General features: G+C 68.4%; 9 protein-coding genes and 1 pseudogene. 7 read left to right on the forward strand and 3 right to left on the reverse strand.

Annotation, left to right across the window (positions count from 1 at the left end; translation table 11 throughout):
* Positions 1-32: 32 nt before the first annotated feature.
* Positions 33-1,241 (reverse strand): polysaccharide biosynthesis/export family protein, encoded by a 1,209-nt coding sequence (locus ACM6JT_RS10560; RefSeq protein ID WP_131948323.1) that lies wholly within the window; start codon positions 1,239-1,241, stop codon positions 33-35.
* Between the two features lie 127 nt (positions 1,242-1,368).
* On the opposite strand from ACM6JT_RS10560, the gene ACM6JT_RS10565 reads away from it, so the two are divergent.
* Entirely contained in the window at positions 1,369-1,785 is a 417-nt protein-coding gene (locus tag ACM6JT_RS10565; RefSeq protein WP_243566399.1) for a hypothetical protein, read from the forward strand.
* Between the two features lie 160 nt (positions 1,786-1,945).
* Here the strand turns inward: ACM6JT_RS10565 and ACM6JT_RS10570 are convergent, their stop codons facing one another.
* Positions 1,946-3,802 (reverse strand): serine aminopeptidase domain-containing protein, encoded by a 1,857-nt coding sequence (locus ACM6JT_RS10570; protein ID WP_414856439.1) that lies wholly within the window; start codon positions 3,800-3,802, stop codon positions 1,946-1,948.
* A gap of 639 nt (positions 3,803-4,441) precedes the next feature.
* Between ACM6JT_RS10570 and ACM6JT_RS10575 the strand changes: the two genes are divergently transcribed.
* The 3 genes from ACM6JT_RS10575 (at position 4,442) to ACM6JT_RS10585 (ending at position 9,506) form a co-directional block, all read left to right on the forward strand.
* Positions 4,442-5,698 carry an oligosaccharide flippase family protein gene (locus ACM6JT_RS10575; RefSeq protein WP_034179711.1) on the forward strand — a complete coding sequence of 419 codons (1,257 nt, stop codon included), beginning with the start codon at positions 4,442-4,444 and terminating at the stop codon, positions 5,696-5,698.
* Positions 5,699-5,773: 75 nt separating this feature from the next.
* Positions 5,774-6,853 (forward strand): glycosyltransferase family 2 protein, encoded by a 1,080-nt coding sequence (locus ACM6JT_RS10580; RefSeq protein ID WP_414856440.1) that lies wholly within the window; start codon positions 5,774-5,776, stop codon positions 6,851-6,853.
* A 451-nt stretch (positions 6,854-7,304) separates the two neighbouring features.
* Positions 7,305-9,506: a glycoside hydrolase family 3 C-terminal domain-containing protein gene (locus ACM6JT_RS10585; protein WP_414856441.1), complete on the forward strand. Its 2,202-nt coding sequence runs from the start codon at positions 7,305-7,307 to the stop codon at positions 9,504-9,506.
* 326 nt (positions 9,507-9,832) lie between these two features.
* On the opposite strand, the gene ACM6JT_RS10590 is transcribed toward ACM6JT_RS10585, so the two are convergent.
* Positions 9,833-10,411, reverse strand: coding sequence for a DUF4865 family protein (locus ACM6JT_RS10590; RefSeq protein ID WP_407972382.1), 579 nt, complete (start codon positions 10,409-10,411; stop codon positions 9,833-9,835).
* A 128-nt stretch (positions 10,412-10,539) separates the two neighbouring features.
* Between ACM6JT_RS10590 and ACM6JT_RS10595 the strand changes: the two are divergent.
* From ACM6JT_RS10595 to ACM6JT_RS10605, 3 genes and pseudogenes are all read left to right on the forward strand, one after another.
* A pseudogene (locus tag ACM6JT_RS10595) lies at positions 10,540-11,397 on the forward strand (LysR family transcriptional regulator).
* Positions 11,398-11,593: 196 nt separating this feature from the next.
* The gene (locus tag ACM6JT_RS10600; RefSeq protein ID WP_407972383.1) at positions 11,594-12,181 is read left to right on the forward strand and encodes an IMPACT family protein; all 588 of its coding nucleotides are present in this window, start codon (positions 11,594-11,596) and stop codon (positions 12,179-12,181) included.
* Positions 12,182-12,447: 266 nt separating this feature from the next.
* Positions 12,448-12,738, forward strand: a complete 291-nt coding sequence (locus tag ACM6JT_RS10605) for an H-NS family nucleoid-associated regulatory protein (protein WP_131948709.1) — start codon at positions 12,448-12,450, stop codon at positions 12,736-12,738.
* Positions 12,739-12,781 lie beyond the last annotated feature (43 nt).

Raw genomic sequence — 12,781 nt, forward strand, 5'->3', positions numbered from 1 at the left:
ACGAATCGCGATCGCGAAATCGGTCACGAGGTTCACGGTGAAATGGCCTTGGCCGTCAGCGCACCCTGCGCGGACGACGGAATCAGCAGGTTGACGACACGGCTCCAGCGCACCAGCGACGACGCATCGACGAACACGACATCGCGACGCTCGAGCGGGAACCGGTCGGCCAGCGCGAACGAGGCCGGCGAACTCCCGTCGAGGTGAAAGACCTGCGGCCGGTTGCCGGGCCCGCGCCGCACCACGTACACCTGCCGCGCGTCCGCCGTGTACTGGCTGACGCCGCCCGTGTCGCCGAGCGCTTCGCCGAGGCTCATCCGGCCGTCGGTCAGTGTCAGCGTCGCCGGACGCGACACTTCGCCGAGCACGAACACCTTGCTGTCGCTCGCCGCGCGCACGCGCACGAGATCGCCGTCGTGCAACAGGATGCTGGTCGGGTTGATGCCCGCGGCCAGCATGGCCGGCAGGCTCACCATCACGGTCTTGTCGCCGCGCGTCACCGACACCTGGGAGCGGTCGGCCGTCGCGGTGAAGCCTCCCGCGCGGTCGATCGCCTCGGGCAGCGTCATCGGCATGTCGTTGACGATCTGCAGCCCCGGCGTGCGCACTTCGCCGTCGAGATAGACGCGCTTGCTGCGGTATGCCTGGACGCGCACCGCGATCTGCGGCTTGCGCACGTATTCGCCGAGCCGCTTCGTCAGCACCGCGCGCGCCTGCGCCTCGGTCAGCCCTGCCACGTGCACGAGGCCCGCATAGGCGAACTGCACGCTGCCGCTCGCGTCCACCGTATAACCGGTCGCGACCGAGCTGGCGCCGACGCTGTCGCCGCCGCCCGTGGTCTGGGTCGTCGGCAGGTTCAGTTCCGGGTGATCCCACACGACGATGCTCAGCACGTCGCCGGGGCCGATCACGTATGGCTTCGGCGTGCCGAACAACTGGCGGATTTCCGCGTCGACGCTGGCCGACCGTGCCGCATGCTGCTGCTCGACGAACGCCGGCGTGATCTCGATCAGATCCTCGCCCGCTACGTTCTGAACGCCGTCGAGGCCGCCCGAACCCGATGCATCGGCACCCACACGCGCATTCGCGTCGCGTTCGGCAGGCGCGCGATACGTCATGCCCGGCGCCAGCGCGCACGCGCTCAGCGCGCACACGGCGGCCGCCAGCGCCACGCGCGACAGCCAGCGCGTGCGTGACAGCAGCCTGCCGGCCGTCGATTCCTTTTGCGTCGTCGTTGACATGGTGTCCTTCCGAAACTGTGCGGTAACCCGCCAAACGCGGCGGGCTCCGGCATTACGCTTGCCAGCGCGGCTCGCCATGCGGCGCCGCGCCTCCCTCGTCACCGCACGTCATTCCGTACGATTCGTCATGAACTGCTCTTCGTCACTTTCGTCACTTATATCGCTCGTCTGCATCCTGTCGGCCGGTTTCGCGTGCGCCGCCGATGCGCAATCCGTGCGGTCCGACCCGGCCGACGCGCCGGCCTTCGCATCGTCGGCGCTGATCGCGCCGGCCCCGCTGCAGCGTTCGGCGCAAACCGCGACTGCCGGCATCGCAACCGCGGCATCCGATGCCGCGGTGCCGGACCTGGCGCTTCCCGGCATTCGCACCGCCGCGGAACCGGCATCGCGCGCCCGCAGCACGCTGCGGCGGCCGCTCGTGCCGGGCCGTCCGAGCCGCCCGAAAGCGGCCAGCGCGCCCGCCGACGACCTGTGGCGCAGCGACACGCTGTACGCGTCGCCGTACACGACGTCGCCCTATGCGCAGCCGGGCGATCCGGACTGATGCGATCCGGCCGCTCATGCACGGGCGCGACGGCGCCTGCACCGATACACGATTGGACACCGCCGCGACCGGCGCGTCTGTGAGCGAGCCCACCGAACGCCGATCTTCATACGAAGCGGCGATCGCACCCCGTAATCCGCGCATCGCGACGCGATGCGCGTCACGAACTTTCGACCGATACGTTCGCGTACGGCCGCCCGGCTGCGTCGGGTGCCGACGGATCGGCGACGCGTGCGGCCGGCCAGCCCGGGTCGCCGCCCAGCGCCCGCATGCAGAGATCGATCACGGCGGCCGTTCCCGCCGCGCCGTACAGCGCGTGGTCGACCTGCGGCATCAGGTGCAGCCGCACGTTGCGCGAGCGCCGAAACGCGCACTCGACCGCGCCGAAGTGGCGCCGGACGTCGTCGATGCCGGGATCGAGCGCGCCGTACACGAGCATCGTCCACACGTTGCGCTGCGCAAGTTCGCGCATCACGCCGCGCGGCGTGCCGGCACGCGGCTTCCAGCCGACGCGCGCGGCCGCCGCCTTCACCGGCACGCTGATGCGCGCGATACCGTTCGCCGCCACCGCGCGCAGGATCGGACGCAGGTCGCGCCGCTCGGCGACGAGCCGCTTCCAGCGCCGCCAGTCGCGCACCGACAGCCAGTAGCCGCGCACCGAGTTGATCCGCTGCTTCTGCGCCGCTTCGAGCGTGAGCCCGGCCGGCCACACGAAGCGCGCGAGATTGATCGCGATCACGCCGCCGAGCGACGCCGTTTTCACCGCCGCATGCAACGCCGCGTACGCGCCGGAACAGATGCCGGCCGCGATCACGTCCGGATGGCCGATCGCACGCAGCCAGTCCGCCGCCGCCGCGACGTCGTCGATCGCCTGCGGCGAATACACGACCCCCGACTGGTCGTCCGGCGCACCGGGCCCGCTGTCGCCGACGCCGGTCACGTCGATCCGCAACGTCGTCACGCCGGCCCGCGCCAGTGCGCGGGCGATGCGCACGCCGAAGCGCCCCTCGCCGCTGCGCGGATTCGTCGACGTGTTCGCGATCACGAGCGCCGGGCCGACCGGCGTTGCCGGCCGCGTCCCCGCCGGACGGCACAGCACGCCGACCAGCCGGCCCGGGCCGACCGCGACGACCTGCTCCGTCATGTCGCTCATGTCGAGCGCGACGGCCGACTCGCCGCTCCACGTGCCGACCGTGTGCGGTGAAACGCGGGCGACGACGGCCGTATCCGGTGCGCGCCCGACGATCCAGTTCACCAGCGCGTCGATCGCCGCGTGCGGCAGGCGCGAGCGCGTGCCGTCCAGCATCGTCGTCGGCCATTCACGGAACGGATCGCACGTCACGTCCACGCCGCGCGCCAGCAACGCGTCGCGCAACGCAGGCCCGTCGCCCTGCTCCGGCTGGATCAGCAGCATCGCACCGGGCAGCGCCGGCGCGTCGCGCACCGCGTCGCACAGATCGATTGCCTTCAGCGCATCGACGAAATCGGCCGGGTAGCGATGCCCGAGCACGTTCATGCACGATTCGTCGCGGTGCGCGACGCGGATCGCGGGCGGCATCGTATCGAGCCACTGGCGATGCACGAACGACAGCTCGCGCAGGTATGCACGGCCGCGCACCACCGGCGACAGCGCCACCATCGCATCGAAGCGCGGCGACGCGTGCCGGCCCGCGCCCGCGGCGGCCAGCATCGCGAACAGCGCACCCGCGCGGAGGCCGACGAGTGTCAGCGCGGTCACGCCCGCTTCGTCGCGCAACAGGTCGATCGCGCGATGAATGCTGTCGATGCTGGCGGCATGCCGTCCGGCGTCGAGATCGTCGCCCGCGGAATCGCCGGCGCACGGATAGTTGAACCGCAACACCGTGACGCCCGCGCGGGCGAGACGCTCCGCGATCGCCCGCATGAGCTTGTGCGTCCACGCGGCCTCGTGACCCAGCGATTCGCACAGGATCACGCCCTGTCCCGTCTGTCCTTCGTGCAGCCACCCCACACAGCTGCCGAACGTTATCGGTTTCACTCGGTACTCCTCGGATCGGTATTTGTTATTCCATGCGCACGCGCGCCGGCGGCTCCACCGGATTGCGCGGCTGCGCGATTCCCGCGACGGGCCGGCGACGGCAGGAAGTCCGGCTGCGGTCTTCCGCCGCGCCCCTGCGCGGCCCGCTCGCCATGTTCCATGCGCCGCACTGCCCCACGCGCGAGCCGGCCTCGCGCAAGCGCGCGCCGGCCGGCATGCGTGACATTCGCCGCGTTGCACCGGCTTCATCCGCTCGCGGGCCGGTCGTGCTGCCGGTTGCAGGCTTCGCCTGCATCACATCCGCCGCGGACGAAACAGTGCGTCTGATTAGATCATTCGGCCCGATCGGCCTTCGGTGCGCCAGCTTACAAATGCATTCATCACCGCGGCGATACAACACGGCGCGCACTTTCGCGATTCGTTCCGCCCGTGCGAATGGAATCCGCGAACGGTAGGCTCGCGAACAATGCGTCGCCGCGCGGCCCGTATCATGGCCGCCATACGATGTGACGTAGCCGTGCCGGCCTCGCCGGAACGGGTCGCGAATCCTCGCAGCCGGGTCAGCGCCGACCGGCCGCGCATCCGCACGGCAGCACGCAACCCGCCGCCATGCGATACCCAACGGCGCCGACCGAGCGAATGTCAAACCTCAAGAAGAATTTCCTGCTGCTGCTGACGCTGCAGATTTCGATGTATGCGGTGCCGCTGCTGATCGCGCCGCTGCTGACGCACGCGCTGGGCCCGGAAGGCTATGGCCAGCTCGCGTTCTCGCTCGCGGTCATCGCGTATCTCACCAACTGCACGAGCTACAGCTTCGACCTGACCGCGACACCGCGCATCGCGCTCGCCCGCGACGACCGCGCCGAACGCTCGCGCATCTTCTGGGCGACGCTGTACGCGCAGATCGGGATAGCGGCCGTCTGCTTCGTCGTGCTGGTGGTGCTGACGCTCGTGATCGGGCGCTTCGGCGAGGATCGCGACCTGCTGCTGATCGGGTTCGGCATGGTCGCCGGCGTGGCATTCACGCCCGGCTGGTATTTCCAGGGCATGGAAAAGCTGCGCGCGCTCAGCCTGATCCTGTTCGTCGGCCGCGTGCTGAGCCTTCCCGCGATGTTCGCCGTCGTGCACAGCCCCGCGGACATCGATCGCGCGATGATCGTCAACGCCGCCGTGCCGCTGCTGTCGGCGATCGCGCTGGCCGTCTACCTGTATCTCCATCGAGAAATCGACTTCGTGCGCGTCGGCGTTGCCGACATTGCCGAATCGCTGAAAGGCGGCTGGCAGGTGTTTCTCGCATCCACGTCGATCGCGTTCTACGCATCGACCAACACCGTGCTGCTCGGCTTCGTGTCGGGCAACGTCGCGGCCGGCTACTTCGCCGCCGGCGACAAGCTGATCCGCGCGGCGCTCAGCATGCTCCAGCCGCTGAAGGCCGCCACCTATCCGCGCATCAGCTACCTGATGCGGCATGCGCGCAACGACGCGTTCTCGTTCCTGCGCAAGCTGTTCGTCGTGCAGGTCGTGATGGTGCTCGGCATCTCGCTGGTGATTTTCTTCGGTGCGCCGCTGGCGGTGCGCATCCTGTACGGCCCGTCGTACGAACCGACGGTTCACGTGCTGCGCTGGATGGCGTTCATCCCGTTCATGGCCGGCATGACCGACCTGTTCGGCGTGCAGACCATGCTGCCGCTCGGCATGAAGACGGCCTTCACGCGCATCCTGATGTCGTCCGGTATCCTGAACATCGTGCTGCTGCCGGTGCTCGCGAAGTATTTCGCCGAACTGGGCGCCGCCGCCGCCGTGCTGCTCGCGGAGGCAGCGGTTGCCGCCGCGCTCGCGGCCGTGGTCTATCGCGCCGGCATTCCGCTGCTCGGCAGCTCCGTTGCGCGCCGCTAGCATGCGGCCGCATGACGGCGCGGCGCGGGCCGCCCGCGCCGGAAGACTCGAACCCGCTTCACCGGGGAGCTGCTCATGGCAGACCTGACCATTGCAATCTGCAACTACAACCACGGCGCCTATCTGCGTGCCGCGATCGACTCCGCGCTCGCACAGACCGCGGACGGCATCCGCGTGCTGGTGATCGACGACGGATCGACCGACGATTCCCGCGACATCATCCGCTCGTACGGCGAGCGCATCGCGGCGGTCTTCCAGGAGAATCGCGGCCAGGTCGCCGCGTACAACCGCGCGCTCGAGCATGTCGCGACCCGATACGTGATCCTGCTCGATGCGGACGACCTGCTCTATCCCGACGCCGCCGCCCGCGTGCTGGCCGCGTTCGCGGCCGGCGACTTCGTGAAGGTGCATTTCCGGCTCGACGTGATCACGCGCGAAGGCGCCGCAACCGGCGTCACCGTCCCGCAGTCGGGCGTCGACACGGATTGCGGGCGCCTGCTGCGCGCGGGCTGGCTGTATCCGTCGCCGCCCGCGTCGGGCAACGCGTACCTGAGCGACGCGCTCCGGCGCATCTTCCCGGTGCCCGTCACGGCCGACAACCTGCACGGTGCCGATTTTTATGCGATCTACGGAATCGCGCTGCTCGGCGCCGTCCACATGATCGACGCGCCGCTCGGCGGTTATCGCGTTCACCAACCGGCCGCACACGCCGCCGGCGACGCGAACCGCGATACCGCCGATCTCGCGTTCGCCAATGCGGAAGACGCAGCCACGGGGGCGTCGAAGGCTGAACGCCGATGGTCGACGCTGCGCACGATTGCCCGCTCGCGGCTTCACGAAGCGCTGCCGAGCGAACCGTTCGATTTCTCGATCGAAAAGGCCCGCTTCGCGAGCACGCTGTACCGTGCGCCGCTCGCGCGCCGCTGGCGCTGGTTCCTGTCCGATTCGGGCCGTTACTGGCATACGGTGCTGCGCAATCCGTTCTGGCGCCCGTTCAAGAAACTGGCCGTCGCCGGGCTGTCGCTCGCATGCCTGCTGCCATCGTCGACGCTCAGCGACCGCGCGATCCGCTACATCGCCAATCCGCTCACCCGCGCCCGCAAGTCGTCCGATCCGCGCACCGCACGCGATCCAGGATCCCGTACCGCCGGATGACGGCAGGCTCCGTCGATTCGATGCGCACGCAACGAACCGCACCTGCTGCTTCGCCACACTCCCTGCGCAAACGCCCATACGCAGGCACTTCTTACCCTGCTGCACAGCCGCAATCGGGAACGATGACCGTCTTTTCGTCGCATCGCGCGACCGTACCGAATAAAGATCGTACGTATCGGTAGAAACACCGATGCTGTAGTCGAACTACATTCATACCATTAGTCGCTGCTGAGAGTCGCTACATCCGATTCGGCAGCGTCGGACGGCCTGCGCGTCGCCGTCCGCGTTGACCGGTCGAGCCCAACCGGCCGTAACGATTCCCCGCCTGGCCTGGCATGCCGACGCGCAACCACCCTGCATCGCCAGCCGAATGCGTCCGGTGCGAATCCACCGGGCGTGCGCAGCTCCAGACATCATCCGAACAACGAGCAATACGATCATGGAGAGCAACATGCGGGACAAACTCTGGCCGGCCGTCGTGCTGGCAGCGACCCTCTGCACCACCGCCTACGCGGGCAACGCCGATTTCAACTCGCAGGGCGACGCCGCCGACGCATTTGCGTCGGCCGCCGCGCAACGGCGCGCCGACCTGCTCGTGCGCAAGATGACGCTCGACGAAAAAATTCAATTCATTCATTCGCAATACGAAATGTCGAAGGTGCCGGGCGGCGGCGCCGGCTACATCCAGGGCGTGCCGCGGCTCGGCATTCCCGATCTCAACATGGTCGACTCGGCGACCGGTTCCGGCAGCACGTCGCAGGCCAGCACGACGTTTCCCGCGACGATCGCCGTCGCCGCGAGCTGGGATCGCCGCCTGTCGTACGACTTCGGCAAGCAGGTCGCGATCCAGTTGCGCGCGCAAGGGTTCGGCATGGGCCTCGCCGGCGGCACCAATCTCGCGCGCGAACCACGCGGCGGCCGCCTGTTCGAGTATCTCGGCGAGGATCCGCTGCTCGCCGGCGACCTGCTCGCCGAACGCACGCTCGCGACGCAGCGGCAGAAAGTCATCGCGACCATCAAGCACTACGCCGGCAACGAACAGGAGCACGGCCGGATGGGCGGCAACACGCAGATCGACGAGCGCACGCTGCGCGAGCTCTACCTACTGCCGTTCGAGATCGCCGCGAAGCGCGGGCGGCCCGGCAGCGTGATGTGCAGCTACAACCGCCTGAACGGCACGTATGCGTGCGAGAACAATCACCTGCTGAACGACGTGCTGAAGAACGAATGGGGCTTCCAGGGCCAGGTGCAGTCCGACTGGGGCGCGACGCACAGCACCGCCGCCGCGATCAACGCCGGGCTCGACGAGGAAGAAGACGTCGGGCCGAGCGTGTACCTGACGCCGGCGGCCGTCAAGCAGGCGATCGCGAACGGCTCGGTATCGACCGCGCGCCTTGACGACATGGTGCGCCGCAAGCTCACCGTGATGATCCGCGTCGGCGTGATGGACGATCCGGCCAAGGGCGGCGGCACGATCGATTTCGCGGCCGCGAACCGGTTCGCGCAAGCCGCCTCCGAGCAGTCGATCGTACTGCTGAAGAACGACGGAAACCAGTTGCCGCTTGCCGCGTCCGCTCTGTCGCATATCGCCGTGATCGGCGGCCATGCCGATGCGGCCGTGCTGTCGGGCGGCGGCTCGGGCAACACGCGCGATCCGGTGACGGGTTCGTTCGCGGGCTGCGGCGGCCTGACGTTCGGGTCGTCGACGGGGTGCAGCTGGTGGCGCAATCCGTGGCTGAAGGTCGACGTGCCGATCGTCGCGGCGATCCGCGCGCTCGCGCCGGCCGCGCAGGTCACGTACGCGGGCAACAGCGACCAGCAGTCGCCGTTCCGCGCGTACACGCAGCAGGAGATCGACCAGGCCGCCGCGCTCGCGGGCCGTTCGGACGTCGCGATCGTCGTGGTCGCGCAGCCGTCGGGCGAGGATTTCGGCGAACTGCAAAGCCTGAGCCTCGCGAACCCGTCGAACCAGGACGCGCTCGTCGAAGCCGTCGCGCGCGCGAATCCGCATACGATCGTCGTCGTCCAGAGCGGCAATCCGGTGCTGATGCCGTGGAAGGACCGGGTGTCCGCGATCGTCGAGGCGTGGTATCCGGGCGAAGCCGGCGGCAAGGCGATCGCGAACGTGCTGTTCGGCGCCGTCAATCCGTCCGGCAAGCTGCCCGTCACGTTCCCGGCGCGCGACCAGGATTCGCCGACGTGGGGGCAAAACGGCGCGTTCGACAACGATCCCGTCTACGCGGAGAAGCTGAACATGGGCTATCGCTGGTATGACGCGCGCAACATCAAGCCGATGTTCGAATTCGGCTACGGGCTGTCGTATACGCACTTCGCGTATTCGGGGCTGTCGGTGTCGCGGCAATGGGACGGCTCGCTGAGCGTCGCGTTCACCGTGCGCAACGACGGGCGCGTCGCCGGTGCGGAAACGCCGCAGGTCTATCTCGGCGTGCCGTACAAGGACGAGCCGCCGAAGCGGCTGGTCGGCTGGGAGAAGATCCGGCTGAATCCGGGCGAGGCGCGGCATGTTCGCGTCACGGTGTCGCCGCGGATGCAGAGCGTGTGGGATACGTCGCGCAACGGCTGGCGCGTCGTGCCGGGCGGGACGGTGTATGTCGGCGCGTCGTCGCGCGATATCCGGCTGCAGGGCAACTGAGCGGCGATGTGAAGCAGCCGGAAGCGCCGCGCGTATCGCGTGCGGCGCTTCCGGTCATGCGACGGCGCGAGGACTGCATCGCGTCTCGTCTTGTTCACTTGTTCTTGGACGCCCCCGGGCTTTCCCGCCCGCTGATCTTTATCGGGCCATCAGCGCCAGCAATGTCGTCAGCACGGTGATGGCAGCTATCCCCGCCGCCACGCCCGCCAGATGAGCCGCGACCGCGAGGCCGGAGGGCAATCGCATCGATGGCGCATCGCCCGCCCCGCCGGGCGATCGGCTGCGGGCCGCCGGCCGGGCCCGCGATCGCCACACAACGCCGGCCATCACGCGCCGCTCCCTTCCAGCGTGTCGAGCAACGGTTTGGCCAGATGCAAGACCTGGTACACCGTGCCCGCACCGCCGTCGTCCGGTTCGCGTTCCGATACGAGGATCCGCGTCAGCCGCCAGCGTAGCGGATCGAGGCCGACCGCGGCCACGACGACACCCGGCCGCGCCGCCGCTTCGCGGTTGCGCGCGATCTCCCGTGCAAGCGTCGCGTCGAGATCGGCATCCGCCGGAATATCGAGCGCTTCCAGACGAGCGAAACGCCCCGTCGACGCGCTGCCCTTGCGCGCGTCGAGCGCGACCTGCACGTCGATCGATGCGCGCCCGAAGCTGTCCGTCACGCCCCGATAGCGGCCATCCGTCACGAACCCGGCGAACGCACGATCGTTGCGCCACAGGTAAAGCGACGCGTAGCCGTTTTCTGTCGCGCCGTAGCAGCCGGCCTCGCGCAGCAGGAATCCCTTGAACACCAGTTCCGGTGTGTCGTCCCAAAGCCTGCCGCGTTCGCGGACGCGGTTGCGGATGATGTCGAGGTCGTAGTCCGCCGGCAGGCGGTGCACGTAGTACGCGGTCAGCATGGTCGACTCCTGGCGAAAGAAACGCGGGAATTCCGGACGGCTTGGAGAGCAGCGTAGAAGGCCTTGAATCATTTGAAAATACGATGGCAGAATATTTCAATGATTCAATTTCGAAATGAATAAGCGCGATGAAAACGCTCGACATCGAAGCCGTGCAGGCATTCGTGCTGACCACCGACCTCAAGAGCTTCACGCGCGCCGCCAAGGCGATGGACACGACGCAGTCCACGGTGAGCCTGAAGATCAAGCGCCTCGAGAAGGGTCTCGGCCACCGCCTGCTGGAACGCACGCCGCGGCAGGTCCGCCTGTCGGCCGACGGCACCGCGTTCCTGGAACCGGCGCGCAAACTGGTGGCCGCGCACCAAGGTGCGATCAACGCGTTCGGCACTGGCTAACGGCGGCTCGTGATCGGCGTCAGCCACCATGTCGTCGGAGCCGATCTTCCGATGCTGCTTCAGCGCATGAGCGAGGCCGAGCCGGGGCTCGTGCTGGAGATCCGCGTCGCCGCATCGCGCGACGTGCTCGATGCGTTCGACCCCGGCCAGCTCGACGCGGCCGTCGCGCTGCAACACGACAGCCGGCGGCTGGACGGCGAAACCATCCTGTCGGAATCGTTCGGCTGGATGGCCGCGGCCGATTTCGAGTACCATCCGCCGCAACCGCTGCGGCTCGCGACGCAGGCCGAGCCCTGCAGCGTGCGCCGCATGGCGGTCGGTGCGCTGGACGAAGCCGGTATCGCGTGGACGGAAGTCTTTGTCGGCGGCGGCATCGCGACGATCGGCGCGGCGGTGTCCGCGGGGCTGGCCGTCGCGGCGCTCGGGCATCGCGTGGCGCCCGCCGGTACGGTCGACGTGGGCGCGCGATACGGCCTGCCGCCGTTGCCGACGCGCGATGTCGTGCTTTACTCGAACCTGACCGAAGCGCGGGCCCGGCAGGCGCTGCGCACGCTGGGCGCGACGCTGCGGTCGTCGGTCGAGATGCGGTGACGTCGAACGCGGCATCGACGGATCGGCATGTACGCCGGCTGCCAAATAAAAAGGCGTTCACCGGACGTTTCGCCGCCGTCCCGCCTCGCACGCGGTATGCTTCGACACGCGCCGCGCATCCGCCGCGGCCGATCCAGACAACACCCGGAATACGGGCAAGCGATTGCATCGATCATGCTTGCCCAAGACGATCAACGTGACTTACACCCTATCCGCTTCCCGCACGACCGAACTCGAGATCCGCAAGAGCCGCTTCATCGCGCACGCGATTCCCGTCGACGACCGCGACGCCGCGATGCAGGTGCTGCAGCGCCTGCGCAACGAGCATCCGACCGCCACCCACGTTTGCTGGGCGTTGCTGGCGGGTGGCCAGTCGGGCATGTCGGATGACGGCGAGCCGTCGGGCACCGCGGGCCGGCCGATCCTCGAAGTGCTTCGCCATCACGATCTCGACGGCGTGCTCGGCGCGGTCGTGCGCTACTACGGCGGCGTGAAGCTCGGCGCGGGCGGGCTGGTGCGTGCGTACACCGATGCGATCGCATCGGCGCTGCTCGATGCCGAGCGCGTCGAACGCATCCGCCAGACGCGGCTCGCGATCGAGATCGGCTATCCCGAGGAAGCGCGTGTGCGCCGCTGGATCGAACAGGCCGGGTATGAACTGGTGGACAGCGCGTACGGGATGACGGTGAAGCTCGTGATCAAGCTGCCGGAGACCGCCGAGGCCGATGCGAGAACCGAGCTGTTCGACCTGACGCAGGGGCGGTCGGGGTTTCCGGAGCTGTAACGAACCGACGCGCCTCCTCCCGCCTCGCCATCACGGCCTCATGCAAATTCAGCCGAAAATTCAGATACGTCCGATAGAAAAACGGCGCGCCGAATCTTAATCTCACCGGGTTCCCGGCGACACGCTCCGCAAATGCCTTGTCGGCAGGTCGGAGCACGCAGCATGAGATGCGCCTCCGGCCAACGCAGTACGCCATGGCCGGGCGTGCTGCCATGCAGCTCACCACGCGTCGCCAATAATCAAATCAGCCACGGGATAACGGACGCATGCAGCAAATCCAAAAACTGCAAGCCCAGCTTGCAGAACTCGATCAGCGCATCAAGGCGGCACGGTGCCGCGAACGCAATGTGGTGCTGGAGCAGGTGCGCAAACTCGTCACGAGCTACGCACTGACCGCACGTGAAATCTTCGGTCACGGTTACAGCGACCGTGCGAAGCTGTTCACCGTCGGCGTGAAGTATCGCGACCCGGTGACGGGCGCAACGTGGAGCGGGCGCGGCCGCGCACCCGCATGGATTGCCGGGCGCGACCGGGCCGCCTTCCTGATCCGGGAGTAACGCGCGCCGCCTTGCGCGGCTCGCCCCTCGGCGCCGCCCCAAC

Origin of the sequence: Burkholderia sp. IT-111MI5, from assembly GCF_949752865.1 — a bacterium.
Taxonomy (GTDB): domain Bacteria; phylum Pseudomonadota; class Gammaproteobacteria; order Burkholderiales; family Burkholderiaceae; genus Burkholderia; species Burkholderia pyrrocinia_C.

Bases quoted from the DNA above. Each gene is read 5' to 3' on its own strand.
- ACM6JT_RS10580 (WP_414856440.1), top strand. From the start codon at position 5,774: ATGGCAGACCTGACCATTGCAATCTGCAACTACAACCACGGCGCCTAT.
- ACM6JT_RS10590 (WP_407972382.1), bottom strand. From the start codon at position 10,411: ATGCTGACCGCGTACTACGTGCACCGCCTGCCGGCGGACTACGACCTC.
- ACM6JT_RS10560 (WP_131948323.1), bottom strand. From the start codon at position 1,241: ATGTCAACGACGACGCAAAAGGAATCGACGGCCGGCAGGCTGCTGTCA.
- ACM6JT_RS10565 (WP_243566399.1), top strand. From the start codon at position 1,369: ATGAACTGCTCTTCGTCACTTTCGTCACTTATATCGCTCGTCTGCATC.
- ACM6JT_RS10585 (WP_414856441.1), top strand. From the start codon at position 7,305: ATGCGGGACAAACTCTGGCCGGCCGTCGTGCTGGCAGCGACCCTCTGC.
- ACM6JT_RS10605 (WP_131948709.1), top strand. From the start codon at position 12,448: ATGCAGCAAATCCAAAAACTGCAAGCCCAGCTTGCAGAACTCGATCAG.
- ACM6JT_RS10575 (WP_034179711.1), top strand. From the start codon at position 4,442: ATGTCAAACCTCAAGAAGAATTTCCTGCTGCTGCTGACGCTGCAGATT.